Annotated in this window: 26 protein-coding genes; 11 read left to right on the plus strand and 15 right to left on the minus strand. The window is 64.4% G+C overall.

From position 1 onward, the window contains the following. Nucleotides 1-251: 251 nt before the first annotated feature. Together JYK05_RS12300 and JYK05_RS12305 are read left to right on the plus strand one after the other, a co-directional pair. Nucleotides 252-3,824 (plus strand): indolepyruvate ferredoxin oxidoreductase family protein, encoded by a 3,573-nt coding sequence (locus tag JYK05_RS12300; protein WP_206467161.1) that lies wholly within the window; start codon nucleotides 252-254, stop codon nucleotides 3,822-3,824. Continuing rightward, nucleotides 3,821-4,099, plus strand: a complete 279-nt coding sequence (locus tag JYK05_RS12305) for a hypothetical protein (RefSeq protein WP_206467162.1) — start codon at nucleotides 3,821-3,823, stop codon at nucleotides 4,097-4,099. The genes JYK05_RS12300 and JYK05_RS12305 overlap by 4 nt, the downstream gene beginning before the upstream one ends. Nucleotides 4,100-4,310: 211 nt before the next feature. On the opposite strand, the gene JYK05_RS12310 is transcribed toward JYK05_RS12305, so the two are convergent. Next, the gene (locus tag JYK05_RS12310; protein WP_175938289.1) at nucleotides 4,311-6,590 is read right to left on the minus strand and encodes an NADP-dependent malic enzyme; all 2,280 of its coding nucleotides are present in this window, start codon (nucleotides 6,588-6,590) and stop codon (nucleotides 4,311-4,313) included. Between the two features lie 276 nt (nucleotides 6,591-6,866). Beyond that, nucleotides 6,867-8,108: an MFS transporter gene (locus JYK05_RS12315; protein WP_206467163.1), complete on the minus strand. Its 1,242-nt coding sequence runs from the start codon at nucleotides 8,106-8,108 to the stop codon at nucleotides 6,867-6,869. Between the two features lie 305 nt (nucleotides 8,109-8,413). On the opposite strand from JYK05_RS12315, the gene JYK05_RS12320 reads away from it, so the two are divergent. Beyond that, nucleotides 8,414-9,100: an orotate phosphoribosyltransferase gene (locus JYK05_RS12320; protein WP_175938293.1), complete on the plus strand. Its 687-nt coding sequence runs from the start codon at nucleotides 8,414-8,416 to the stop codon at nucleotides 9,098-9,100. Nucleotides 9,101-9,179: 79 nt separating this feature from the next. Here the strand turns inward: JYK05_RS12320 and JYK05_RS12325 are convergent, their stop codons facing one another. After that, a complete protein-coding gene (locus JYK05_RS12325; protein ID WP_206467164.1) occupies nucleotides 9,180-9,893 on the minus strand; it encodes a response regulator in 714 nt (237 codons plus the stop codon). A 276-nt stretch (nucleotides 9,894-10,169) separates the two neighbouring features. Between JYK05_RS12325 and JYK05_RS12330 the strand changes: the two genes are divergently transcribed. The 3 genes from JYK05_RS12330 (at nucleotide 10,170) to argC (ending at nucleotide 12,849) form a co-directional block, all read left to right on the plus strand. Next, a complete protein-coding gene (locus JYK05_RS12330; RefSeq protein ID WP_206467165.1) occupies nucleotides 10,170-10,763 on the plus strand; it encodes a YbhB/YbcL family Raf kinase inhibitor-like protein in 594 nt (197 codons plus the stop codon). A gap of 199 nt (nucleotides 10,764-10,962) precedes the next feature. Next, nucleotides 10,963-11,562, plus strand: a complete 600-nt coding sequence (locus JYK05_RS12335) for a flavodoxin family protein (protein WP_175938297.1) — start codon at nucleotides 10,963-10,965, stop codon at nucleotides 11,560-11,562. A 333-nt stretch (nucleotides 11,563-11,895) separates the two neighbouring features. Continuing rightward, nucleotides 11,896-12,849 (plus strand): N-acetyl-gamma-glutamyl-phosphate reductase, encoded by a 954-nt coding sequence (gene argC, locus JYK05_RS12340; protein WP_206467166.1) that lies wholly within the window; start codon nucleotides 11,896-11,898, stop codon nucleotides 12,847-12,849. A gap of 186 nt (nucleotides 12,850-13,035) precedes the next feature. On the opposite strand, the gene JYK05_RS12345 is transcribed toward argC, so the two are convergent. The 4 genes from JYK05_RS12345 to JYK05_RS12360 all read right to left on the minus strand — a co-directional run bounded on the left by JYK05_RS12345 (nucleotide 13,036) and on the right by JYK05_RS12360 (nucleotide 16,563). Continuing rightward, a complete protein-coding gene (locus tag JYK05_RS12345; RefSeq protein ID WP_206467167.1) occupies nucleotides 13,036-13,401 on the minus strand; it encodes a response regulator in 366 nt (121 codons plus the stop codon). 7 nt (nucleotides 13,402-13,408) lie between these two features. Next, on the minus strand, nucleotides 13,409-13,843 hold the full coding sequence (locus JYK05_RS12350; RefSeq protein WP_206467168.1) for a hypothetical protein: 435 nt from the start codon (nucleotides 13,841-13,843) through the stop codon (nucleotides 13,409-13,411). 1,022 nt (nucleotides 13,844-14,865) lie between these two features. Continuing rightward, a complete protein-coding gene (locus tag JYK05_RS12355) occupies nucleotides 14,866-15,501 on the minus strand; it encodes a LysE family translocator (protein ID WP_206467169.1) in 636 nt (211 codons plus the stop codon). A gap of 57 nt (nucleotides 15,502-15,558) precedes the next feature. Further along, the gene (locus tag JYK05_RS12360) at nucleotides 15,559-16,563 is read right to left on the minus strand and encodes an NAD(P)-dependent oxidoreductase (RefSeq protein WP_206467170.1); all 1,005 of its coding nucleotides are present in this window, start codon (nucleotides 16,561-16,563) and stop codon (nucleotides 15,559-15,561) included. Between JYK05_RS12360 and JYK05_RS12365 the strand changes: the two genes are divergently transcribed. Both JYK05_RS12365 and JYK05_RS12370 read left to right on the plus strand, forming a co-directional pair. Next, nucleotides 16,543-17,301 carry a Mut7-C ubiquitin/RNAse domain-containing protein gene (locus JYK05_RS12365; protein WP_206467171.1) on the plus strand — a complete coding sequence of 253 codons (759 nt, stop codon included), beginning with the start codon at nucleotides 16,543-16,545 and terminating at the stop codon, nucleotides 17,299-17,301. The genes JYK05_RS12360 and JYK05_RS12365 overlap by 21 nt on opposite strands. Nucleotides 17,302-17,375: 74 nt before the next feature. Further along, nucleotides 17,376-17,645, plus strand: coding sequence for a hypothetical protein (locus JYK05_RS12370; RefSeq protein ID WP_175938313.1), 270 nt, complete (start codon nucleotides 17,376-17,378; stop codon nucleotides 17,643-17,645). A 7-nt stretch (nucleotides 17,646-17,652) separates the two neighbouring features. Here JYK05_RS12370 and JYK05_RS12375 read toward each other — a convergent pair whose 3' ends face one another. The 5 genes from JYK05_RS12375 to JYK05_RS12395 all read right to left on the minus strand — a co-directional run bounded on the left by JYK05_RS12375 (nucleotide 17,653) and on the right by JYK05_RS12395 (nucleotide 22,128). After that, a complete protein-coding gene (locus tag JYK05_RS12375) occupies nucleotides 17,653-17,964 on the minus strand; it encodes a cupin domain-containing protein (RefSeq protein ID WP_206467172.1) in 312 nt (103 codons plus the stop codon). A gap of 10 nt (nucleotides 17,965-17,974) precedes the next feature. Continuing rightward, nucleotides 17,975-19,264: an MFS transporter gene (locus tag JYK05_RS12380; protein WP_206467173.1), complete on the minus strand. Its 1,290-nt coding sequence runs from the start codon at nucleotides 19,262-19,264 to the stop codon at nucleotides 17,975-17,977. Nucleotides 19,265-19,430: 166 nt separating this feature from the next. Beyond that, nucleotides 19,431-19,745: a high-potential iron-sulfur protein gene (locus JYK05_RS12385; RefSeq protein ID WP_206467174.1), complete on the minus strand. Its 315-nt coding sequence runs from the start codon at nucleotides 19,743-19,745 to the stop codon at nucleotides 19,431-19,433. Between the two features lie 120 nt (nucleotides 19,746-19,865). Beyond that, nucleotides 19,866-20,966, minus strand: coding sequence for an NAD(P)/FAD-dependent oxidoreductase (locus JYK05_RS12390; RefSeq protein ID WP_206467175.1), 1,101 nt, complete (start codon nucleotides 20,964-20,966; stop codon nucleotides 19,866-19,868). A 184-nt stretch (nucleotides 20,967-21,150) separates the two neighbouring features. Next, nucleotides 21,151-22,128 carry an AAA family ATPase gene (locus JYK05_RS12395; protein ID WP_206467176.1) on the minus strand — a complete coding sequence of 326 codons (978 nt, stop codon included), beginning with the start codon at nucleotides 22,126-22,128 and terminating at the stop codon, nucleotides 21,151-21,153. 353 nt (nucleotides 22,129-22,481) lie between these two features. On the opposite strand from JYK05_RS12395, the gene JYK05_RS12400 reads away from it, so the two are divergent. Beyond that, the gene (locus JYK05_RS12400; protein WP_206467177.1) at nucleotides 22,482-23,012 is read left to right on the plus strand and encodes a hypothetical protein; all 531 of its coding nucleotides are present in this window, start codon (nucleotides 22,482-22,484) and stop codon (nucleotides 23,010-23,012) included. A gap of 31 nt (nucleotides 23,013-23,043) precedes the next feature. Continuing rightward, a complete protein-coding gene (locus JYK05_RS12405; RefSeq protein WP_206467178.1) occupies nucleotides 23,044-23,853 on the plus strand; it encodes an endonuclease/exonuclease/phosphatase family protein in 810 nt (269 codons plus the stop codon). Between the two features lie 19 nt (nucleotides 23,854-23,872). Here JYK05_RS12405 and JYK05_RS12410 read toward each other — a convergent pair whose 3' ends face one another. Next, on the minus strand, nucleotides 23,873-24,265 hold the full coding sequence (locus JYK05_RS12410; RefSeq protein WP_206467179.1) for a response regulator: 393 nt from the start codon (nucleotides 24,263-24,265) through the stop codon (nucleotides 23,873-23,875). A gap of 132 nt (nucleotides 24,266-24,397) precedes the next feature. Between JYK05_RS12410 and JYK05_RS12415 the strand changes: the two genes are divergently transcribed. Next, nucleotides 24,398-24,997, plus strand: a complete 600-nt coding sequence (locus tag JYK05_RS12415) for an alpha-ketoglutarate-dependent dioxygenase AlkB (RefSeq protein WP_206467180.1) — start codon at nucleotides 24,398-24,400, stop codon at nucleotides 24,995-24,997. Between the two features lie 8 nt (nucleotides 24,998-25,005). Here JYK05_RS12415 and JYK05_RS12420 read toward each other — a convergent pair whose 3' ends face one another. Further along, nucleotides 25,006-25,404: a RidA family protein gene (locus JYK05_RS12420; protein WP_206467181.1), complete on the minus strand. Its 399-nt coding sequence runs from the start codon at nucleotides 25,402-25,404 to the stop codon at nucleotides 25,006-25,008. Nucleotides 25,405-25,555: 151 nt separating this feature from the next. After that, nucleotides 25,556-25,870, minus strand: a complete 315-nt coding sequence (locus JYK05_RS12425) for a hypothetical protein (RefSeq protein ID WP_175938335.1) — start codon at nucleotides 25,868-25,870, stop codon at nucleotides 25,556-25,558. Nucleotides 25,871-25,984 lie beyond the last annotated feature (114 nt).

The following is a 25,984-nucleotide window of genomic DNA, read 5'->3' on the forward strand; positions in this document are numbered from 1 at the left end:
GACAGAACCGCGACCGGGGGTTCCGCGCATCGGTCACATTTACACCCTGTAACAAACGTCTCGACGCCCCGCGCCGCGCTTCATCGTTTTGACGCAAACTGCATCTAAGTGAGGATTTTTTAACGGGTTTCTACCACTGTCTCGAAAGCGCGGGCATCGGCAAACTTGAAGTCCCGGCCTGCGCGTTCACAAGACGCAACGGCCCGAATCATGCTTTGGCGATCCCAAACTCGGGTGGAGGAGCACACAGAATGAACGCCCCGCTAGACGCAGAACAAAGAGCTTCGCTAGAAGCCGCGCTGAAATCCGTCACGCTCGACGACAAGTACACCCTCGAACGCGGCCGCGCGTACATGAGCGGCATCCAGGCGCTGGTTCGCCTGCCGATGCTTCAGCAAGAACGCGACAGAGCCGCAGGCCTCAACACCGCCGGGTTCATCTCCGGCTATCGCGGTTCTCCCCTCGGTGGTCTCGACCAGTCGCTCTGGAAGGCGAAGAAGTATCTCGCCGCGCATCAGGTCGTGTTTCAGCCGGGCGTGAACGAAGATCTCGCGGCCACCGCCGTCTGGGGATCGCAGCAAGTCAACCTCTACCCGAGCGCCAAGTACGACGGCGTCTTCTCCATGTGGTACGGCAAAGGCCCCGGCGTCGACCGATCCGCCGATGTCTTCAAGCACGGCAATTCCGCCGGATCGTCGCAACACGGCGGCGTGCTGGTGCTCGCCGGCGACGACCACGCGGCGAAGTCATCGACGCTCGCGCACCAGTCCGAGCACATCTTCAAGGCGTGTGGGCTGCCGGTGCTGTTTCCGTCGAACGTGCAGGAATATCTCGACTTCGGCCTGCACGGCTGGGCGATGAGCCGCTACTCCGGCCTCTGGGTCGCGATGAAATGCGTGACCGACGTGGTGGAATCGTCGGCGTCGGTGGATATCGACCCGCATCGCACGCAAATCGTGATTCCGACCGATTTCGCGATGCCCGACGGCGGCCTGAACATCCGCTGGCCGGATACGCCGCTCGTGCAGGAAGCGCGTCTGCTCGACTACAAGTGGTACGCCGCGCTCGCCTACGTGCGCGCGAACAAGCTCGACCGCATCGAGATCGATGCGCCGCACGCGCGCTTCGGCATCATGACGGGCGGCAAGGCGTACCTCGACGTGCGTCAGGCGCTGACCGATCTCGGCCTCGACGATGAAACCTGCGCGCAGATCGGCATTCGCCTGTACAAGGTCGGCTGCGTGTGGCCGCTCGAAGCGCAAGGCGCGCAGGAGTTCGCGCGCGGCCTCAAGGAAATTCTGGTCGTCGAAGAGAAGCGCCAGATTCTCGAATACGCGATCAAAGAAGAGCTATACAACTGGCCGGATGCGCAGCGTCCGCGCGTCTTCGGCAAGTTCGACGAAAAAGACGGCGCGGGCGGCGAATGGTCCGTGCCGATGGGCAACTGGCTGCTGCCCGCGCACTACGAGCTTTCGCCGGCGATCATCGCGAAGGCCATTGCCGCGCGGCTCGCGAAGTTCGACCTGCCCGCCGACGTACGCGCGCGCATTGCCGCACGCATCGCCGTGATCGAGGCGAAGGAAAAGGCGCTCGCGCGGCCGCGCGTCGAAGCCGAGCGCAAGCCGTGGTTCTGCTCCGGCTGTCCGCACAACACGTCGACGAACGTGCCGGAAGGATCGCGTGCGATGGCGGGCATCGGCTGTCACTACATGACGGTCTGGATGGACCGCAACACGAGCACATTCAGCCAGATGGGCGGCGAAGGCGTGGCGTGGGTCGGGCAAGCGCCGTTCACCAACGACAAGCACGTGTTCGCCAATCTCGGCGACGGCACGTACTTCCACTCGGGCCTGCTCGCCATTCGCGCGGCGATCGCGTCGAAGGTCAACATCACGTACAAGATTCTGTACAACGACGCGGTCGCGATGACAGGCGGCCAGCCGGTCGACGGCGTGCTGACGGTGCCGCAGATCACGCATCAACTCGCGGCGGAAGGCGCGGCGAAGATCGTCATCGTCACGGATCAGCCGGAGAAGTACACGCCGGACGTCGGCCTCGCGCCGGGCATCGATGTGCATCATCGCGACCAGCTCGACGACATTCAGCGCCAGTTGCGCGAGATTCCCGGCACGTCGATCCTGATCTACGACCAGACTTGCGCCACCGAGAAGCGCCGCCGCAGAAAGCGCGGCGCGTATCCGGACCCGGCGAAGCGCGTCGTCATCAACGAGGCCGTATGCGAAGGCTGCGGCGATTGCTCGGTGAAGTCGAACTGCCTGTCGGTCGAGCCGCTCGACACCGAGTACGGCACGAAACGGCAGATCAACCAGTCGACGTGCAACAAGGACTTCTCTTGCCTGAACGGCTTCTGCCCGAGCTTCGTGACGGTGGAAGGCGGCCAGTTGAAGAAGCCGAAGGCGACGAGCGTGGCCGGCGATGCAATGCCGTCCGTCCCGACGCCCGAACTACCCGACATCGGCCGGCCGTACGGCGTGCTGGTGACGGGCGTCGGCGGAACGGGCGTGGTGACCATCGGCGCGCTGCTCGGCATGGCGGCGCATCTGGAGCAAAAGGGCGTCACCGTGCTGGACGTGACCGGCCTCGCGCAGAAAGGCGGCGCCGTGATGAGCCACGTGCAGATCGCGAACCGCCCCACCGACATTCACGCGACGCGCATCGCGATGGGCGAGGCGGATCTCGTCATCGGCTGCGATGCGATCGTCACCGCCAGCGACGAATGCGGCTCGCGGATGCAGCCGGGTCGCACGCGCGTGGTCGTGAACAGCGCGCAGACGCCGACGGCCGCGTTCATCAAAGACCCGAACTGGCGCTTTCCGGGCGCGAGCGCGGAAGCCGATATTCGCGCGGCCGCGGGCGAGCATGTCGCGCTCGTCGATGCGAACCGCTTCGCCGTCGCGCTGATGGGCGACGCCATCTACACGAATCCGTTCGTGCTCGGCTATGCCTGGCAGATGGGCTGGGTGCCGCTGCGGCATGAGTCGATCGTGCGCGCCATCGAGCTGAACGCGGTGCAGGTCGAGAAGAATCTAGCCGCGTTCGAATGGGGCCGCCGCGCCGCGCACGATCTCCCGGCTGTCACGCGTCTCGCGCAAGGGACGCAGGATGCGACGCCGAGCAAGGTCATCGCGCTGCATACGCCGAAGGCGCTGGATGCGCTGATCGACAAGCGCCTCGACTATCTCTCGAAGTATCAGAACGCCGCCTACGCTGCGCAGTATGGACGGCTCGTCGCGCAAGTGCGCGCGGCGGAAGCCGAGTTAGGCGTTGGCGACTATCTGCTGACCGAGGCCGTCGCGAAGAATCTGCACAAGCTGATGGCCTACAAGGACGAGTACGAAGTCGCGCGTCTCTATGCCGATCCGGCGTTCATCGAGAAGGTTCGCGGGAGTTTCGAAGGCGACTGGAAGATCAAATTCCATCTCGCGCCGCCGTCGATGTCGAAGAAGGACGCGCATGGGCATCTGGTGAAAAAGCAGTACGGTCCGTGGATGATGTCCGCGATGCGCGTGCTCGCGCGAATGAAGTTCCTGCGCGGGACAGCGCTCGATCCGTTCGGGCGCACGGAAGAGCGGAAGATGGAGCGGGCGTTGATCGGCGAGTATGAGGCGCTGGTGAAGGAACTGATCGCTGGATTGACGCCGCAGAAGCTGCCGCTGGCTGTCGAACTGGCGAGTCTTCCCGATTCCATGCGCGGATATGGGCATATCAAGGAGAACAACGTGAAGGCGGCGAAGGTCAAGTGGGAAAAGCTGCTGGCGCGGTGGCGTTCGAACGAAGGTGGGCAGAAGCGGCAGGTGGCTTGATTCTCGCCACTTCACGCTCGGAGGCGGTTCGCGAAAGCGAATCGCCTTTTTTGTTTCGATGCGTCCGCGTTACCAAACATCGTTTCGATGAATCGGCACCCTTCGTCGAGGCCGACTCGCTCGAACGGCGCTGCGTGATGCGCGTACAGCAACGGCGTTCCCAAACGATGAATCAACCTCACGTCCAGGCGAAAGAGCGTACCGATCGGATACTGCGCACGCATGCTTTTGCTGCACTCGACGCGGAGATCAGTGCTGAACCCTTGGCCCGCTAACGGGCGCACGCGCACGGTGACGCCGAATTTTCGCCCCGCGCACGGAACGTCGCAACGATGATCTCCAACGACCGCTCCATTAATTGATTCGTATCCCGAATTGAATCACGGGAGAGACCGTAAAGATTCGACTGTTCAGGATAAGACGTCTAAAAAAAAACGGCGACCCAGTCTCCCGAATCGCCGTCCATTACTTCTACGCTAAGTCGCCTTACTTCGCCTTCATCACGCTGGCATTCGCACTCGCCACCGCCGTCATATTAATAATCCGCCGCACGGTCGCCGCCGGCGTCAGAATATGAACCGGCTTCGAAGCGCCGAGCAGGAACGGCCCAACAGTCACGCCTTCCCCGCTCACCATCTTGAGCAAGTTGTACGTGATATTCGCCGCTTCCACGTTCGGCATGATGAGCAGATTCGCCTCGCCCGAAAGCGTCGTGCCGGGGAACGCCGCCTTACGCACGGTTTCCGACAAAGCCGCATCGCCGTGCATTTCGCCATCGACTTCGAGGTCCGGCGCGCGTTCCGCGATCAGCTTGCGCGCTTCCGCCATGCGCTTGCTCGATGCGCTCGGCACGCTGCCGAAGTTCGAGTTCGACACCAGCGCGACCTTTGGCTGAATGCCGAATCGCTCGATTTCGCGCGCCGCGAGAATCGTCATGTCGGCGAGTTGCTCGGGCGTCGGCAATTCATTGACGTACGTGTCGCTGATGAAAATATTGCGCCCTTGCAGCATCAGCAGGTTCATCGCCGCGAAGTTGTCCGCGCCTTCCGCCTTGCCGAGCACCTGATCGATGAACTTCAGGTGATCCTGATACGTGTCGATGAGGCCGCAGATCATGCCGTCCGCATCGCCCGTATGAACCAGAATCGCGCCAATCAGCGTGTTGAACTTGCGCAGCGCCGCCTTCGCGCTTTCCGGCGTCACGCCCTGACGCGCCGCGATCTCGTGATACGCCTGCCAGCTCTTCTGATAGCGCGGATCGTCTTCCGGATTCACGATCTCGAAATCGACGCCCGGCTTCAGCTTCGAGCCCATCTTCTGCAGACGCATTTCGACGACCGCCGGCCGCCCGATGATGATCGGCTTCGCGATCTTCTCCAGCAGCACGAACTGCGCTGCGCGCAGCACGCGCTCGTCTTCGCCTTCCGCAAACGCGATGCGCGCCGGCGCTGCCTTCGCGGCCGCGAACACCGGGCGCATCACCATGCCGGTGCGGTACACGGTCGCGCCGAGCGTCTCGCGATACGCGTCCATGTCCTGAATCGGACGCGTCGCGACGCCGGAATCCATCGCGGCCTGCGCGACAGCCGGCGCAATCTTGATGATGAGACGCGGATCGAACGGCTTCGGAATCAGATACTCCGGACCGAATTCGAGTGAATGGCCTTCGTACGCTTTCGCGACTTCATCGCCCTGATCGGTTTCTTCGGCCAGTTCCGCGATCGCGCGCACACAGGCGAGCTTCATCTCTTCGGTGATGGTCGTCGCGCCGACGTCGAGCGCGCCACGGAAGATGAACGGGAAGCACAGCACGTTGTTGACCTGGTTCGGGTAGTCCGAACGGCCCGTCGCGATGATGCAGTCCGGGCGCACCTTCTTCGCCTCTTCCGGCCGGATCTCCGGCTCGGGGTTAGCCAGTGCGAGAATCAGCGGCTTGTCGGCCATGGTCGCGACCATTTCCGGCTTGAGCACGCCGGCGCTCGAACAGCCGAGGAATACGTCGCAACCGTGCATCGCGTCGCCGAGCGTGCGCGCGTCGGTGCTCGCCTGATACCGCTCCTTCGACGCATCCAGATTGCCGCGCCCTTCGTAAATCACGCCCTTCGAGTCGACGACGATAGTGTTCGACTTCTTGAGGCCGAGATCGATTAGCAGGTCCAGACACGCGATGGCCGCAGCGCCCGCGCCCGAGCAGACTAGCTTCACGTTGTCGAGCGTCTTGCCGACCACTTTCAGGCCGTTGAGAATCGCCGCCGACGCGATGATCGCCGTACCGTGCTGATCGTCATGGAAGACGGGAATCTTCATGCGCTCGCGCAGCTTCTTTTCGATGTAGAAGCATTCCGGCGCCTTGATGTCTTCCAGATTGATGCCGCCGAGCGTCGGTTCGAGCATCGCGATCGCGTCGACGAGCTTGTCCGGGTCCGTCTCGTTCAGTTCGATGTCGAACACGTCGATGCCCGCGAACTTCTTGAACAGGCACCCTTTGCCTTCCATGACCGGCTTGGCCGCGAGCGGGCCGATGTTGCCGAGGCCGAGCACGGCCGTGCCGTTCGTCACGACGCCGACGAGGTTCGCGCGCGACGTGTACTTCTGCGCGTCGAGCGGTTCGTCGTAGATCGCCATGCACGCAGCCGCGACGCCCGGCGAATACGCGAGCGACAAGTCGAGCTGGTTGGAGAGCGGTTTGGTCGGCGTGACGGAAATCTTGCCGGGACGCGGATTCTGGTGGTACGCGAGAGCGCTTTGCTTCAGTTGTTCGTCCATGATTAGCCTGAGACGTTAGAAATTTTTTGAACAGGGTTCACAGCCGGCGGCCGCTCGGCACTGTGGGCGGGATGTAAATAGATGGACCAATGTTGTTAGTCACCCGGCGCGTCGGATAGACGCAGCGTGCCGCCCGGCAGGGATGAAGCGGGCGAACGGAGCCTTGTTTTTGGTTGTTCAGTGTACACCGCGTATCCCAAATGGCGCGACGCAGCATTTCATGCGGAAGCGTTGCTGGGCGTGCGTTTCGTCGGAAGAAGACGCACGCCGCGCCTTTCAGTCGAGTTCCGCGCCGCGCTTTTCGGGGATCAGAAAGAGCGTCGCGGCGACATCCAGCAGATAGATGCTGGCAAGAAACGCGAGCGCCACCGCGAACGTATAGCGCGCAGCGAGCGCGCCCACGACGACCGGCCCGAGTCCGCCGACCGCGCGCCCGATGTTGAACAGTACGTTCTGCGCAGTGGCGCGCGCTTCGGTCGGATAGATCTCGGAAATCAGCGCGCCGTAGCCGCCGATCATCCCGTTGACGAACACGCCCATCGCCGCGCCGCCGATCAGGAGCGCGGCCGGGCTCGTCAGATTCGAATAGACGAAGACCATGGCGACCGCGCCGATCTGATAGGCGAGAAACGCGGGTTTGCGTCCGAAGCGGTCGGCCGCCATGCCGAACAGCCAGATGCCGAGCGCCATGCCGAGCACGGTCGCGGCCGTCCAGACGCCGGATTTCGTGAGCGAATAGCCGAACGTCTTCGAAAGATAGCTCGGCAGCCAGATCATCAGGCCGTAATAGCCGAAGTTCTGCACCGAGCACAGCACGATCACGCCGAGGCTCGCGCGTGCGGTGCGCGCATTGTTGAACAGGCGCTTCAGCGGCAACTTGCGCGCGGCGTTTTCGGTGCGGCGCGCGGTGAAAAGCGCGGGTTCGGCCACGCGCCGCCGCACCAGAAACGAGACGACGGCCGGCATCAGGCCGACGGCGAACATGCCGCGCCAGCCGATCATCGGCAGAAGCAGCGGCGTGAGGAGCGCTGCGGCGAGCACGCCGAGCTGCCAGCCGAGCCCGACATACGACGACACGCGCGCCCGCTGCCGCGCGGGCCACGCTTCCGCGACGAGCGCCATGCCGATGCCGAACTCGCCGCCCAGCCCGACGCCCGCCATCGTGCGATAGAACAGCAAGTCGCCGTATCCGCGTGCTAGCGCGCAAAGGCCCGTGAAGACGGCGAACACCAGAATGGTCCACGTGAGCATGCGCACGCGCCCGAAGTAGTCCGACAGCACGCCGAACACGACGCCGCCCGCCACCGCGCCCGCGAGCGTCCACGTGACGAGCGCGCCGGATTGCGCGGGCGTCAGGTGCAAGTCCGCAGCGATCGCGGGAAGCATGAAGCCGAGAATCAGCAGGTCGAAGCCGTCCATCGCGTAGCCGAGCACGGATGCGGCGAGCGCATGCCACGCGTGGCGGGGCGACGGAGCAGGCAAATCGGAAGAATCGGTCGGGCGGGAAGCGGGTCTCATCGCAAAAATGAATCGGAAGGCGCGGCGAGTGTACTGGCGAGCGGCCCGCCGTCACAACCGGAAAAAAGTCGCTCGGGACGCGTGCCGCCGCGCTGCTCGCCCCGCCGCGCAGGCTCGGGTAAAATCGCGGGCTAGCTGTGCATGGGACAACGCAGCGCTTTTAGCGCCGGGTCCCGTCGACACGCGCGCAGAAAATCGCCGGACAGCCCTTCGAAAGACGGCTCGTCGGCGTCCGGTTCATGCGCCAGGGCCCTCGCGGCCGCCTTCCGCTTCCAGAAGCGCCACATCAGTCCAAGGATTCGCCCATGACAGGCTTCGATCGCCAGACGATCTCCGACACCACCGCCAAGATGCTGCTCGAAGTGCAGGCGGTGCATTTCAACGCGGAAAAACCGTTCATCTTCACGTCCGGCTGGGCGAGCCCGGTGTACATCGACTGCCGCAAGCTGATTTCGTATCCGCGCGTGCGTCGCGGCCTGATGGAAATGGCCGAAGCGACCATTCTGCGCGATGTCGGCTACGAGCAGATCGACGCCGTCGCGGGCGGCGAGACCGCCGGCATTCCGTTCGCCGCGTGGATCGCCGATCGCCTGATGGTGCCGATGCAGTACGTGCGCAAGAAGCCGAAGGGCTTCGGCCGCAACGCGCAGATCGAAGGTCTGCTGACCGAAGGCCAGCGCGTGCTGCTGGTCGAGGACCTGACCACGGACAGCCGCAGCAAGATCAACTTCATCAACGCGCTGCGCACGGCCGGCGCGACGGTGAACCACTGCTTCGTGCTCTTCCACTACAACATCTTCAAGGAGAGCGTGTCCGTGCTGAAGGACATCGACGTGGATCTCCACGCGCTCGCCACGTGGTGGGACGTCTTGCGCGTCGCGAAGGAACAGGGCTATTTCGAAACCAAGACGCTCGACGAAGTCGAGAAATTCCTGCACGCGCCGGCCGAATGGTCAGCCGCTCATGGCGGAGCCACTGCCACGCCGCAATAAATAATCATTGCTAGCAAGCCATTAAAATGAAAAGCCGCTGATTTCAGTCAGCGGCTTTTTTGTTTTGCCAGTGTCGCGTCTATAACGATTTCGAATCCGACAGCGGTGTATCTTCGAGCGAACCGTCGCCTGTATAGGCGGAAAGGTTCATTAATCCGTTGCTTTGCGCGTACTGGAATAATTCCGAGTCTCGTTCGATGCCGAGTTTGCGCATTGCCGTGTTCTTCTGCGTGCTGATGGTCTTGATACTACGCCGCAGTTGCCCCGCGATTTCCGTGATGGTCATGCCGGACACGAAAAGGCGCACCACTTCGAGTTCGCGCTTCGACAGAATGACGCCGCGCTGCTGCCCGGACGCGCCGATGCCCATGCTGTCGAGCGCCGCTTTCACCGACGGCCCGAGGTACTCCTGCCCGCGCATCACATGCTGGATGACCCAGCCGATGTGGTTCATGTCGTCGGCCTTGTTGATGATCGACACGACGCCGACTTCGCGCAAACGTTTGAGCAAAGCCGGATTTTCGAGCATGGTCAGCACGACGAGCCGCACTTTCGGAAACTGGCGGCCGATGTAGCCGAGCAGCGGCATGCCGTCGCCGTATGAACCGCCGGGCATGGCGAGATCCGTCACCAGCACGTCGCACGGCGTTTTCTGCAAAAGCTGGACGAGTTCAGTGGATTGACGCGCCTGGCCAACGACATCGACTTCCGGAAACTTGCTGAGCGCCTGCGCGGCACCGAACAAAATCACAGGATGGTCGTCTGCAATGATGACCTGAATTCGCTGGCTCATTTATTCTTCTCCCAAATCCGGTCGACTGACTGCCACGCGAATCAAGTTCAAATGGTTCATATGTTGATCTACGAGTTTGAGTCTTCACCATCAGCCGCGCGCACAAAGAAAGACGACTGATTTCGCGCCATAGGTTTGGCCCCAAGGATCAAGCTTTTAATGCTTTGTTGCAATGTTAAACTGCAACCTCCTACGAAGCGCATCACTGAGACAAAAAACATCGTTGCAGCCGGCGAAACGCTGCTTATGAGTTCCAGTCGCTGCCAGGAGTCAGCCATGCGCGTCGCAAGTCGGATCGTGCGTTCCGGTCACGCTGTCACTGCATTCACGCTCGGGGTCGCGAGTGCGGCGGCGCTTCTGTGTCACGCGCGCGGCGCAGTCGCGCAAGACGTGTTTTCCGTGACGAGCCCGGAACTGGCGCTGGGCAAGACCATCCGGCACGAACTGCTTTTCGACGATTCGGATTGCAAGGGCGGCAACCGCTCGCCGCAGCTTTCGTGGCGCGGCGCGCCCGGTCAGACGCGCAGTTTCGCCGTGACGATTTTCGATCCTGACGCGCCGGGACGCGGCTGGTGGCACTGGGCCGTCGCCGGCATTCCGCCGACCGTGACGCACTTGCCGGCGAATGCGAGCGCCTCGGGCGCGCTGGGCAAGATCGGCGCGGTCGAAGCGCGCAACGACTGGGACACGGACGGCTACGGCGGCCCCTGCCCGCCGCCCGGCAAGCCGCACCGCTACGTCGTGACCGTGTACGCGCTGAACCGCGACGACTTGCGCCTGCGTCAGGGCACGCCCGCGCTCATGTTCGATCACGAAATCCGCGCGACCGCCATCGCGAGCGCGCAACTGACCTTTTCCGTCGGACGATAGCGCCCGCGCGATTGTTTCGCCGCGTGCGTGTGAGCGTGCGGTAGCCCCGGTAGTACGGAAATTGGCTGCGCTAGACTGACTGCGTCCGTGCGTCCACCCGCCAAGCATCGCCGCGAACCGCGCATCCGGACACGACCGCCGCTCACCATGCAACACGCGCGTCGCTCGCGCGCGCCGCCACGCGCGGCAAGAGGGAATCATGCCGAACATCGTCATCGTCTATCACAGCGGCTACGGTCACACGAAGAAGGTCGCGGAAGCCGTGCTCGCCGGTGCCACCGACGCCGGCGCGAACGGCAGGCTCATGCCCGTCGGCGAGATGGACGACGCCGCGTGGGCCGAGCTAGAAGCCGCCGACGCCATCGTCTTCGGCGCGCCGACCTACATGGGCGGACCGTCCGCCGACTTCAAGAAATTCGCCGACGCCAGTTCCAAACCCTGGTTCGAGCAGAAGTGGAAAGACAAAATCGCGGCGGGCTTCACCAACTCCGCGCACATGAACGGCGATAAGTTCCTGACCATTTCCTACTTCGTCACGCTGGCGATGCAGCACGGCATGATCTGGGTAGGCGCGGGCCTGATGCCGTCGAACACGAAAGCCGCCACGCGCAACGACCTGAACTTCGTCGGCGGCTTCACGGGGCTGCTTACGCAAGCGCCCGCGGATGCGTCGCCGGAAGAAGCGCCGCCGCCCGGCGATATCGAGACGGCGAAGACCTTCGGCGCGCGCATCGCCGCCGTCGCCGCGCGGTGGGCGGACCGTGCGGGCGCAGCGGACGCGGCGCCGGTCACGCCGTGACGCGTCAGCGGCCGCCGCTACGCGCGGTCGGCGGCCAGTCTCCTGATTCCGCGGACGCGCCCGTCCGGATCGACGATGCGTACGCTTCGGGTGCCGCCGACCGCTTAGAAACGGGCCGGGCCGGGCCGGGCCGGGCTAAAACGCACGCTGCGCTGCCCGGCTTGTCTCCTCGAGTCTAAGAGCGTGCGCCCGCTTCGATGAACCCCGCTATTCCGCTAGCGACTTTGCCTTCGAATTCCGCGCAGGAATCGACATCAACCGGTCGCGAAATCGACTTAAAATGGCAGTTTTGCGGCGGCGCACGCGCGGCGGCCACGAACCAGCGAGATCGAGATGACCACGAAAGTATTTGTCGACGGACAGGAAGGCACCACCGGCCTGAAGATTTTCGAATATCTGTCGCAGCGCCGTGACATCGAAGTGCTGCGCATCGACGAGGCGAAGCGCAAGGATGTCGAGGAGCGTCGCCGCCTGATCAACGCGTCGGACGTGACGTTTCTGTGCCTGCCGGATGTCGCCTCGCGCGAGTCGGTTTCGCTGGTCGAGCCGGGCAACGACCGGACCTGCGTGATCGACGCGAGCACCGCCTTTCGCACGCACGACGACTGGGCGTACGGGCTGCCCGAGCTTTCGCGCGCGCAGCGTGAACGGCTGCGCACGGCGAAGCGCATCGCGGTGCCGGGCTGCCACGCATCGGCGTTCGTGCTGTCCATGCAGCCGCTCGTCGCGGGCGGGCTCGTGCCGGCCGATTTCCACGCGCACGCCTATTCGATCACCGGCTACAGCGGCGGCGGCAAGAAGATGATCGCGGAATATGAAGCGGGCGGCGACGCGCGCCTCAATAGCCCGCGCGCCTACGCGCTCGGCTTGACGCACAAGCATCTGCCGGAAATGTCCGTGCGCACCGGTCTGTCGCGCGCGCCGATTTTCACGCCGATCGTCGGACCGTTCCTGAAGGGTCTCGCGGTCACGACCTACTTCTCGCCCGACCAGCTCGCGCGCGCCGCCAAGCCGCAGGACGTGCGCGACCTGCTCGCCGAATACTATGCGGGCGAGCCGTTCGTGCGCGTGATGCCGTTCGACGCGGACAGCAATCTGGACAACGGCTTCTTCGACGCCCAAGCCTGCAACGACACGAATCGCGTCGACGTCTTCGTGTTCGGCAACGACGAGCGGTTTGTCACCGTGACGCGGCTGGACAATCTGGGCAAAGGCGCGTCGGGCGCGGCGATTCAGTGCATGAACCTCGCCATCGGCGCCGACGAAGCGACGGGGCTGGCGCGCTGAGTGCGCTGATTCAGACACCGTGTCGAGGACGAGCCGGCCTGCGGGCCGGCTTTTTCATGCGCCGCAACATGAAACCGACGGACGAAAAAAAGCCCGCCTAGGTCGGCGGGCTGAATCCATATCAGTGGAGACATGGAGGAGACAGGGACCACTGTAGCAAGAAATTTGATGCATTGCAACAAGCGCTTAGGGCTGTGTCATCGACAGGATGAATTGCAGTTGATCCGCCGAGATAGGCTTGACGAGGTGGATGTCGAAGCCCGCCTCCAGCGTCATATCGCGATGCTGCGGCTGCCCCCATCCGGTTAGCGCGACGAGCAGCATCGCGGCTCCGTTCGGCGATTCGCGCAGCGCCCGCGCGGCGGCGAGGCCGTCGACGAGCGGCATGCCGAGATCGAGAATCACCACTTCGGGTGCGAACTGCGCCGCCACTTCCACGGCCTGCGCGCCGTTGGCGGCGAGCGCCACTTCGTGACCCATGCCGTTGAGCAGATGCGCGAGGCCGGCGAGCGCGTCGTCGTCGTCATCGGCTATCAGGATGCGCTTGGTCATGATGGCCTCACCGGTTGGCGGAGATTTCGAGCTTCAGCTTGTTGGAACCGGCGGATGCCGCCGTGATTTCCGTGCGCGCGCCGCGTGCGCCGAGATAGAAATGCTGCCGCGCGGGCGAGTTTTGATCGTGCGTCGCGTCCGGCAGACATGAGGCGATGTCCGCGGCCACGCCTTGCAGCGCATCGGCGCTGGAGCCGCCGTGGGGCGTCCAGGTGCAGCGATAGTTCGCCTGCGAGGCGGCGCACTGCGCGTCGTCGCCGTAAGGCAACGCGAGCGGCCGGCCGTCGCTTGCCGTGAGCGAGGAGAATGTCGGCGATGCCGCGACGATGTGCTTGAGCGCATCGCAGGGGCTGGGCGTATCGTCGGCGCGGGCGGCGGTCGTGGTCGTCAGCACACCGCAATAAAGTGCGGCGAGCGCGACGCCTGAAATCTTCGCTTGCATCCGTGTCTCCTGTCGGCCGCACTTAGGGCTTTAGCCCTTAGTGCGGCCCCATGCATTCGCGGTCGGCCGCGCTTAGGGCTTTAGCCCTTAGTGCGGCCCCATGCATCGCGGTCGGCTGCACTTAGGGCTTTGGCCTTTAATGCGCTCCCATGCATCGCGGTCGGCTGCACTTAGGGCTTTGGTCCTAGTGCGGTCCCATGCATCGCGGTCGGCCGCACTTAGGGCTTTGGCCTCAGTGCGGCTACATGCATCGCGGTCGGCTGCGCTTAGGGCTTTGGCCTTTAATGCGGTCCCATGCATCGCGGTCGGCCGCACTTAGGGCTTTGGCCTCAGTGCGGCTACATGCATCGCGGTCGGCTGCGCTTAGGGCCTTAGCTCTTAGTGCTGCTTCATGCATCGCCGTCTGACGCTTTGGGGGTTCGGCCTTTTTTACAGCTCCGTGCATCCCGGTCGGGCGGCAATTAGGGTTTCGCTCTTCGTGCTGCTTAATGCGTCGCGGTCGGCCGCAGTCAGGGTTGTAGTCCGTGGTGCGGCTTCATGCATCGCGGTCGGCCGTACTTAGGCTTTAGCCTTTCGTGCAGCGCCATGCATCGCGTTCCGCCGTTTTCCGCAACTCAACTCCGTCCCAAGCCAACGCCTCACAGTCCGCGCCTACGCACGCGCAGCCAGCCCAAGCATCGCGGCTCCCGCAAACCTCGTGCGCCGCGGCTAAACCGTTGAGCGCAGGCACGGCGTGCGTTGGAAAAGCATCAGGCGCCTTCAGCGTCTCGGCATTCTCACCGCGCGGTGTGCCGCCCGCTGCAGCGCGAACCCTTATCGAAGTCCGCCTAAACTGCTCCGCCAAACACGAGCCTGCGAACGGTTTCGCCGCAAACATAAGACCGATGACTGAGGCCACTATCCATCGCTCGCTTGCCCGCGTATGTTCGGCATCGAATCAAACTCAACACAAATCGAGCAAACCGTGCGCCCGTTCGCTCGACGCTTCGAGCGCTAGCGCACATAACATCGGCGGTGAAAGCTCAATGCCGGAGCAGCGCCATCATCGCGCCGAAGCCGACGAACAGGCCGCCCGTCAGCCGATTGAACGCCTGCGCTACCGCCGCGCTTTTCAGCTTCTCGCCGATGCGCGCGCCGAGGCCCGCATAGACCGTGAACCAGCTCACCTCGATCACCGCGAGCGTCGCGACGAGTACGGCGAACTGCGGCAGCACGGGCCGCGCCGCGTCGATGAATTGCGGCAGCAGCGCCGCCGCGAAGAGGATCGACTTAGGATTGCTACCCGCAACCAGAAAGCCGTTGCGATAAAGCGCCGATGGCCCCGTAGACCGAGCACGCGCGCCGCCGCTTTCGTCGCGCACTTCGACCGCGCTCGCCTTCGAGCGCCAGCTCTTCACGCCGAGCCAGACAAGGTACGCCGCGCCCGTGAGGCGCAGCGCATCGAAGAAACGCGGCCACGCTTCGAGAAACACGCCCAGCCCCGCCGCCGATACCGACAGCATCAAAACGAGCGCGCTGAGACTGCCGGCCATCGTCGCGACGGAGCGGCGCAGGCCGAAACGCGCGCCGTGTGTCATCACGAGCAGCATGTTGGGCCCCGGAATCGCGGATATGACAAACACCGTGGCGACGAACATCCACCAGACATGCAGACTCATTGCGGCCTACCTAAGAAGAATGGGACTGCGATTATGCCGCGTCTTCTCGTCTCGAAATCACTGCCCGGCGCGCCGCGCCGCCACTTGCCCCAAGACGGCAAAGTCTTTCTCGCCGTCGCCGTGAGCGAGGGCGTCGACGAGGTTGTCTCGCACCACGCTCGCCACGGGCAACGGCACGTTCACGGCTTCGCCGGCTGCAATCGCGAGGCGCACGTCCTTCAGCCCGAGACGCGCCTTGAAGAGCGCGGGTTCATAGCGGCGCTCCGCAATCATCTTCCCGTAGCCCTGATACACCGGCCCCGGAAACAGCGAGTTCGTGATGACATCGAGAAAAGTCTGCGCCTCGATGCCGTGACCCGTGACGAGCGCCGCCGCTTCGCCGACGGTTTCGATCGCCGAGCCGAGCATGAAATTCGCCGCGAGCTTCAGCACGTTCGCGTGCTCCGGCTGCTGGCCGACGCGCCACGTCTTCTGGCCCATTGCGTCCAGCACCGGCTGCACGCGTTCGATGTCCGCGTCCGCGCCCGCGGCGAGAATGTTGAGCTTGCCCGCCGCGGCGACATCCGGCCGGCCGAGCACCGGCGCCGCCACATAGCCGACGCCGTGCTGCGCGTGCAACTGCGTGAGTTCGACGGCGAGCGCAGTCGAGATCGTCGCCATGTTCACGTGCACGAGGCCCTTCGACGCATGCTTGAGCAAGCCGCCTTCCACGAGAACCGAACGCAGCGCGTTGTCGTCGGCGAGCATGGAGAACACGGCATCGCCGGAAAACGCCTGCTCGGGGGTATCGACCACCGACGCGCCCTGGTCCGCCAATGCCCGGGTTTTCTCGCGCGAGCGGTTCCATACGCGCACCGAGTGGCCTGCCTTGAGCGCGTTGCTCGCCATCGCGCCGCCCATCTCGCCCAATCCGATGAATCCGATATCCATTGCCTGTGCTCCTTTCACTGAGTTCCCGTCGCGCCCACGGCGCGCGGCCGTGCGCCAGTAGAGCACATCGCCCGGCAGCACGCAGCGGCGCGCAATGCCATACTTGCTCGCATGGTCAACGCGCGCTTTCATTTTCACGATGAACTGAACGACTTCCTCGCCCGGCCGCAGCGAGGGCGAACGTTCGAGTGCGCGTGCCCGCCGACATCGTCGACGAAGCACATGATCGAAGCGCTCGGCGTGCCGCACACCGAAGTCGGCCTGATCGTGCGTAACGGCGTGCCCGCTGGCTTCGACGCGCAGATCCAGCCCGGTGATTGCATCGAGGTTTATCCGGCGGGCCACGCGCCGCCCGATGTCGCGGATGGTGGCTCGTTGCTGCGCCCGCCTTTGCAGCCGGCGAATTTGCGCTTCATCGCCGACGCGCATCTTGGCGGGCTCGCGCAACTGCTGCGGCTCGCGGGCTTCGACACGCGCTACGACAACAACTTCCCGGACGATGAAATCGAGCGCCTCGCGCACGAAGAATCGCGCGTCGTGCTCACGCGCGACCGCGAGTTGCTCAAGCGCCGCACCGTGCTGCACGGCTGCTACGTGCGCGCGCTGCAACCCGACGAGCAATGGCGCGAGGTCGCGGACCGGCTGAATCTCGCCGCCCATGTGCGCGCGTTTCGCCTGTGCCTAATGTGCAACGCGCCGCTGCGCGCCGCCGCGCCCGACGAGATCGCCGGCCGCGTGCCCGACGGCGTGCGGGAACGTCACACGCGCTTCGTCACCTGCGATGTCTACCGGCGCGTCTTCTGGGAAGGCTCGCACTGGCGGCGCATGCGCGCGCGCATCGACGCGATGGCGGAAACCGGTCCGGCTTGAAGCGAGCACGGGCAAGCGCGGCAGCCGGGCCAGTACAATACGGCTCCATCGACACTGCGGCTCCGGAGCATCACGTGAACAAATTTCAGCTGGAACAGAACAAGGCGTTCAAACTCGCCAACGATCTCAAGCAAGGCGGGCGCGCACGCGTGGGCGCGGCCGACGCGCCGAAAGCCGACCGACGCGAGCAGCGCAAGCTCGATCAGGCGAAAGGGCTCGTTCCCTTCGCGTGCAAGCTCGACGAAAAGCTCGTGAAGCAACTGAAGGAACGCGCCGAAACGCACGAAGGCGGCATGACCGAAGCGCTCGCCGAACTGCTGGTCGCAGCGGGCCTTTCGCGCTGAGCGTCGCTCAGACGCTCCCTTCTTTCTCGATCACGAGAATGCGCGCCGCGCCGACCGGCTCGGCGTAATGCTCGTCGCCGGCCTGGGCGTGGAAGATATCGCCCGCTTTCAGCGTCAGCGTGCGCTCGCCTTCTGCGTCGCGCACGTGCATCCGCACCACGCCGTCCATCACGGCGAACACTTCTTCGCCGTCATTCACGTGCCATTTATACGGCGCATCCGTCCAGTGCAGACGGCACGACGTGCCGTTCATCACGCAGATATCGAGCGCGCCCCACGCGCGCTCGGCCGTGAACTTGCCGCTTTCGATCACTTTCATGCGATGCCGCCTAGCGAGTGAATTCGCGCGCTTCGTCGACGTCGGCGTGGCGCGTCGCGGGGATCGCCGCCACCGCGATCAGCGAGAGCACGACGCCGCCCATCACATAGAACGTCGGCGCGAGTTGCGATCCGGTGACGCGAATGAGCCACGTCACGATGAATTGCCCGAAGCCGCCGAAGATCATCACCGCGATGTTGTATGCGAGTGAAAGGCCGGTCGAGCGCAGGTGCGCGGGAAACAGCTCCGAGAGCAGCGCGCCGAACGGCCCGTAGTAGCCCGACAGCACGATCGAGAGCGCAGCCTGCACGATCACGAGGCGCATCACGCTCGGCTCCGCCGCGAGCCACGCGAAGAGCGGATAGATAATCACGAGCGTGATCCCGAGCGACCACAGCGTGAGCGCCTTGCGTCCGATGCGGTCGGACCACGCGCCCGCCACCGGCGAGAGCACCGTCAACAGCAGATTGCCGACGATCAGCGCCGTGAACGACTGGCCGTACGGCAGCTTGAGTTGCTTGACCGCGAAGGTCGGCAGATACGCGATCAGTACATAGACCGTCACCGTCAGCGCGATCACCGCGCCGAGACCGCACAGCACTTCACGGCCATGCGTGCGGAAGACCTCGCCGAGCGTCGCGCGGCGCGCGGTCTTCTTCACGTGCATGAAGGCTTCCGTGTCCGACATGTTGCGGCGGATATACAAGCCGATCGGCCCGATCACGAGCCCGATGATGAACGGCACACGCCAGCCCCACGACTCCAGCGCTTGCGGCGACAGCCCGCGCGAGATCGCCGCGCCCACGACCGCGCCGAGCAAGAGCGCCGCCGCCTGACTCGCCATCTGGAAGCTGCCGTAGAAACCGCGCTTGGAGAACGGCGCGGCCTCGATCAGAAGCGCGGTGGAACTGCCGAACTCGCCGCCCGCCGAGAAGCCCTGCAACAGCCGCGCGACGACGATCACAATGGGCGCGCCGATGCCGATGGCCGAGTACGGCGGCGCAATCGCGAGCAGCAGAATGCCGAGCGTCATCAGCGCGATGACGAGCGTGAGCGCCGGTTTGCGCCCGGCGCGGTCGGCGTACAGCCCGAGCACGATGCCGCCCACGGGCCGCATCACGAAGGCCACGCCGAAACTGGCCGTGGTGAGAAGAATCGACGAATAATCGCTCTCGCTCGGGAAGAAGAGCCGCGCGATCACCACCGTCATGAAGCCGAATACGACGAAGTCGTACCATTCCAACGCGTTGCCGATCACCGCCGCGCTCACCGCGCGGGCATTCAATGGTCTGTCTGCCATGCAAATCCCTGTAGATTGATCGATCGGCGCCGGGCTTGCGCGGCCGGGATATTTTTTCCTTGGCGAGTGTAAAGACCGCGCGTGGCCTTATCAAGCGACAAGCAACGAAGAAAAGCGCGCCGGGCTTCGCAGCCGGGCGCGCTTCGTCGAGGTCGTCGGTTCTAGGTCAGGCCTTCTTCGCGTAGGCGCTGCACCAGCCCTTCGCGGCGACCTGCTTGCCGCCGAACATCGGGCACGGCGCGAACGGATCGGACGCCTTGCCTTGATAGAACTGGCAGTTGCCGCATTCCTGCCCCGCTGCGTACTTCGGGAACTTGGCCTTGTCGACCTTGCTCGCGTCCATCTTGTAGCCGAGCGCCTGCGCGGTGGGATCGCTTTCCTCGACCTTCGGCGCATCGGCGAAAGCGACGCGCGAGCCGAGCGCGAGCGTCGACGCAACGCCTACGCTCGTCATCAAAAATGTGCGACGGGATGTCTTCATGGTGACTCGCTCCATGTTGTATTGGGGGAAAGCGCCGTTCTGACGACGGCGATGCCCGAGCATAACAACACTGCAGCGTTTCGATGGCGACAAATGTCGGAGATAAGCGCTAAGGAACGCTCAGCGCAACATGTCGGCGACCCGTTCGCCGATGGCGAGCGACGCCGTCAGCCCCGGCGATTCCATGCCGAACAGGTTCACCAGCCCCGGCACGCCATGCGCCGATTTGCCCTGAATCATGAAATCCGCCGCCGCCTGGCCGGGACCGGAGAGCTTCGGCCGAATGCCGGCGTACGCCGGTTGCAGCGCGCCGTCGGGCAAGCCGGGCCAATACGCGCGAATGGCCGCGTAGAAGGAATCGGCGCGGCGCGGATCGACGTCGTAGTTGATCGACGGCACCCATTCCACGTCGGGGCCGAACTTCGCCTGCCCGCCCATATCGATCGTCAGATGCACGCCGAGTCCCGCTTCGTTGGGCATCGGATAGATGAGGCGCTCGAACGGCGCGCGTCCGCTCACGCTGAAGTAGTTGCCCTTCGCGAAGTAGAGCGGCGGCACGTGACGGTCGTCGAGGCCGCGAATGCGCCGCGCGATGTCGTTTGCATGCAAGCCAGCGCTGTTGATGAGGTACGACGCCCGGAAGCGCGCTGGCGCCTGCCCGCCCGTTTCCACGATGAAGCAGCCTTCGCGCGCCTCGATGCTCGCAACCGGCGTATGAAACACCACGCCTGCGCCGTGATTCTCCGCGTCGCCTTGCAGCGCGAGCATGTATTGATGGCTATCGACAATGCCCGTGCGCGGCGAATACACCGCTTCGACGCATTGCAGTTGCGGCTCCATGTCCCGCGCTGCTGCGCCGCTGATTCGCACGAGCCCTTCCACGCGATTCTCGACGCCCTTCTGCTCGATCGCCGCGAGCTGCGGAATCTGATTGCGCGCCGTGGCGACGAGCAGCTTGCCGCACTGCCGGTGCGGCACGCCGTGCGCCTCGCAGAACGCGTACAGCATTTCGCGGCCGCGCACGCACAGTTCCGCCTTGAGCGAGCCGCGCGGATAGTAGATGCCCGCGTGTATCACCTCGCTGTTGCGTGAACTCGTGCCGATGCCGATGGCTTCGCCCGCTTCCAGCACCATCACTTCGCGCCCGCGCAACGCGAGCGCCCGCGCGATGGCGAGCCCGACGACGCCCGCCCCGATTACCACGCATTCGATCCGATCCATGTCCTTTCCCGCGCCTTCTCGATGCGACCTATTCTACGTGCGGGATTATTGCGCGTCGCACAATAACGCACGCAGCGAGCAGCGTTTTCCGGTGTAATTCGGAAAAAGGCAAGAATCTGGCCGCCAGATGCTGAAAATAGCGCGGTTCGACGGCGTTTCGCGCGAATCGCGAAACCGCGGCTGACTAGAAGCCCATGAATTTGCGGCGCGACTGCCGGTCCAGTTCGATGTCGCGCGCCTCGACGTGGTGTCTGCCGTCGATGCGTGCGTTGCCGAACGCGTTCAGCATCGCGCGCCGCATGCCGCGCGGCGACGCCTGCGTGAGCGCATCGAGCGGCGCGTCGCCGAGCGTCTCGGGAAAGCGGCTGCCCCACGCGTGCGCCTCGCGAATCTCCGCGTAGATGGCCTGCGCAATGCGCCGTGCGCCGTCGCGGTCGGGCGCCGGAATCTCGTACACGTTCATGCGGTTGAGAAGCGGCTCGGGAATCGCGCGCGCGTCGTTGGCCGTGGCGATCCACACGACATTGCCCGCGTTGATCGGCACCTCGGCGAATTCGTCGATGAAGCTCTGCGCCGTATCGTGTTCCAGCAAGGCGTAGAGCGCGCCGAGCGGATCGTATTGCGCGTCGCCGGTGGCCTTGTCGATTTCATCGACGGTCATCACGGGGTTCGCGTAGCTGCCGTTCACGAGCGCGTCGAAGACCTTGCCTGGCTTCGCATTGCGCCATTGCGACGACGCGCCCGACAGAATCCAGCCGGCCGTGAGCGAGCTCATCGCGACATAGTGGCAGGACGTGCCGAGCAGCCGCGCGAGCTGCTTGGCGAAGTGCGTCTTGCCGATGCCCGGTTCGCCAAGCAGCAGCATCGGCATGAGTTCGAGGCGGTCTTCGGTTTCGAGACACAGCGCGATCTGCTTGCGGATATCGTCGAGCGGTTCCTCGAAATTCGGCAGCGATGCCGCGAGATCGTCGATGGAAGGCATGCGGTTGGGCTTCACGCAGAAGCGCAGGTTGCCCACCTTCAGCATCTTTTCGTAGGTCGCGCGCAAGGCTTCGCTCGCGCCCTCGGAGAGATCGTTCAGCGCGGTCTCGACGTCGTCGAGACTGTAGACCTTGCTGAACGACGCCACTGCCAGTTCTTGTTTGACCACGGCCGTCGTCATGTCGCACCCCGTCTTTTTTCGCTTCGACGAGTTCAGTGTATCGATGAAAGAATCACGCGCAAGCGAGCAGTCGCGGGCGTCTGCTGCCAATTTTGAGAAAGCGGAGCGCGCACGGCGCACGCGAGTATCATCGTCGCGATGCCGCGGCGGGCGGGTTCGGAACGTGCTCATCAAGCCGCGAGGTTGGAATCGACGGGACGCGGCCTCACATGATCCGTTGATGCGCTGAACCGCGCCCCGTCCGTCTTGTCAGAACGAAGTCGCCGGGCAACACGCGTTCGGCGGCCGCCGCGCCATGTGAGTTGCGCGCGTCGGCTGCCATCCGATTAGCCCGAGCGCCGGAGAAGCTTTCAATGACTAAAACGAATCGCATCGCATTTCCGCGTCTCATCCGATCCGCGCTCATATCCTGCGCGTGCCTCGCCGCAAGCCATGGCGCTTTTGCGCAAAGCACGCCGCAACCGGTCAATTGGGAATTGCAAGTGGTGCGCGACGGCCAGCAGATCGACTCTTTCTCTGCCACCACGAACGTCGGCCAGGCGAAAACCGATACGCATCACAACATCGTGCAGAACCGCGTCGGTTGCGCGGACAAGCCGGCCGGCGACATCGACCTGCAACGCACGCTCACCGTTTCGCCGACGCACGCGAGCGCCGACGACATCACGCTCGCCATCGAGGCGCAGGAGACGCTTGAGAGCGACGCCTCGCAGACGTCGGCCTCGGGCTGCAAGGTGCCGCCGACGCCGCGTCAGGTGGCCGCGTCGCATCCCGGCCTCGTGTTGAAACCGGGCGAATGGGCGCAGTGGCAGATCATCGACAGCAATCCGTCGCTGCTGTACCGGGTGCGCGCGAGCCTGGCTTCGTCCGCGCCGGCGCAGTAAGCCAGCGCACCACGCACACAAAAACGAACGCATGCGAAATCCCGAACATCTTCCGCCAGCACCGTCCGCGAATGCGGTCACGCCGGATTTCACGGCGGTGAGCTGGAATCTGCATAAGGGCCGCTCGCCGCTCGGCCTGCGCGCATGGAACGCCATGCAGCGCTGGGTGCAGACCACCAACGCGGACGTCTATTTTCTTCAGGAAGCCATGGCGCGGCGGCTGCCGCAGCCGGTGCTCGCAAGCGGCTTCGGCAAGCCACTTTCCGCGCCGCTCGACGATGTCTGGCATTGCCAGGCTACCGAAATCGCCACCGCGCTCGAATTGCAGATCGCGCTCGGGCCGAACGTCTTCAAGCCGTCGTGGCGGCACGGCAATGCGATTCTTTCGCCGCATCCGCTGGATCTATCCGGACGCTGGGATATCTCGGCGCATCGGTTCGAAAAGCGCGGGCTCCTCGTCGCGCGCGCGACCTTCGCGGGACACGCGATCACGCTCTTGTGCGCGCACCTCGCGCTGACGCGCGCCGCCCGGCTGCGTCAAATGAACTGGATTGCGCACTGGATCGCGAAGGAAGCGCCCGAAGGCCCGCTCGTGCTGGCGGGCGACTTCAACGACTGGCGCAACGATTCCGTGCCGCTCTTCGGCGAACTCGGCATGAACGAAGTGGCGACGATGCTCGGTGAATCGGGGCGCACGTTTCCGGCGTTTTCGCCGGCGCTCGCGCTCGACAAGATGTTCGTGCGCGGTCTGAAGCCGGTGCAGTGGATCGTGCCGACGCAGGATACCGCGTGGCTCTCCGATCACTTGCCTTATATGGCGAAGCTGCGCATAGCGGATTGAACGCGCTCAGGGGCGCAACTCAGGGACGCGTAAGCAGCGCCTCGAGATCGTTGATCGAAACCGGCTTGGTCAGATGATGATCGAAGCCGGCGTCGAGCGCGGTCTGCCGGTCCTCCGCGCTGCCGTAGCCGGTGAGCGCGAGCAGAAGCGCGTCGCGGGTCGCATCGCGTTTGCGCATCTCGCGCGCGACGTCGAGCCCGTTCATGCCCGGCAAGCCGATATCCAGCACCACGACGTCCGGCCGGAAGTCGTCGATGGAGTCGAGCGCGCACACGCCGTCGGACTCGGTGCGCACTTCGTGGCCGAGCGCCTCGAGCAGCATCGACAGGGCGAAGGCCGCATCGGCGCTGTCATCGACGAGGAGGATACGGCGGCCCAGCGCGCCGTGATTCGTTTCGGCGTTGAAAGTCATGCGCAGTCTTCGCACTTTATTGAGATGATCGGCCGACTGTAGCACACGCCGCACGGTCGGACAGGAAGAGACCGCAATGCCGCCGCGCGACGGCTCTGCTATCTTGATTCTTTCGGCTGCACCCGCACTGCCATGTTCGATCTCTTCGATGACATTCCCAAGCCCGATATCGCGTGGTATCCGGACTGGATCGACGCGGACGCCGGCTCCGACCTGATGGCCGCGCTGATCGACGAAGTGCGCTGGCAGCAGGACACGATGAACACGCCGGGCGGCCGGGTGCCGCTGCCGCGCCTCACCGCGTGGCAAGGCGAGCCTGACGCGGTGTACGTCTATTCGGGCATCCGCAACGTGCCGCAGCCGTGGACGCCCGCCGTCGCGCAGTTACGCGACGCCGCGCAGGCCACGTGCGGCGCCCGCTTCAACAGCGTGCTCATCAACCGATACCGCGGCGGGCAAGACAGCATGGGCTGGCACGCCGACAAGGAACGCGAGCTCGGCCCGGAGCCGGTGATCGCTTCGGTCAGTCTGGGCGCGACGCGCACATTCGAATTCCGCCACGCGCGCACGCACGCCACGCACGCGCTTTCGCTGACGCACGGCAGCCTGCTTGTCATGCGCGGACGCACGCAGCAAGAATGGGTGCATCGCGTGCCGAAAGAGCCGGGCGCGCGCGGCGAGCGCATCAATCTCACGTTTCGCTGGGTGGACGCGTCGAAAGCCCGCAAGTAGCCGTCGAATCAAGGCCGCCGCGCGATGAAGTCGATCTCCACGAGCGCATCGCGCGCGAGCCCCGTCACGCCGATGCAGGTGCGCGCCGGCAACGGCTTCGGCAGGAAATACGATCGGTAGACGGCGTTCATCGCGTCGTAGTCGCGCTTGAATTCCGTCAGGAAGATGCGCGCGCTCACGACTTGATCGAGCGTCAGGCCGAGGCCGGTCAAGACGAGAATCAGGTTGTTCATCACGCGCCGCGTTTGTGCCGCGACGCCTTCGGGCAGCGGCGCGCTGTCGTCGTCGGGATCGGTCGGCATCTGGCCGGTGAGAAACACCCAGCCGTCGGCTTCGGCCGCGTGCGAGAACGGGCCGACTGGCGTCGGCGCGCCGTCGATCATCGAGAATTTCGGTGGATGGCTCATGGCGTGGTATCGAGTGCAGGGTCCGCTACGTTAGCGCGTCAAAATTGGCGCGGCTTACCCGAAGGATTGGCTCGAAGGATTGCCGACGCGCCGCAAAAAAAAACGCGGCGAAAACCCTTCGGCTCGCCGCGTCTTCCCGTAGCGTCTTGCATTACCAGCCGTGGCGATCGTGCCAACGCTCTTCGCGCCGCTCGCGCCGCCATTCGTGCTCGCGCCATTCGCGCCGCTCACGCCATTCGCGCTCGCGCCAGCGGTCGCCGCTATTGCCATAGCCGTAGCCGTATCCATAGGCAACGGGCACAGCCGGCTGCACGTACACCGGCTGCGCCGGCGCGTAGTAAGGCACCCCATAGGCCGGCACGCCGATTCCCACTGCGACATCGACATGCGCGGACGCCGATGCGGATGCAGCCAGCGCCGCCATGCCTGCGAGCCCGATAACCGTACCAAGAAGTTTCTTGTTCATTTCGCTTTCCTCCCTGCACCGAGTGCCGTGTGAGTCAGATGCAGTCTAGAGAGCGACGCCTGACACAGGTGCAACAGCGATGCCAGAAAGGTAACGCGACGTAACGGCATGGAG

The sequence above is a fragment of the Caballeronia sp. M1242 genome (assembly GCF_017220215.1).
Taxonomy (GTDB): domain Bacteria; phylum Pseudomonadota; class Gammaproteobacteria; order Burkholderiales; family Burkholderiaceae; genus Caballeronia.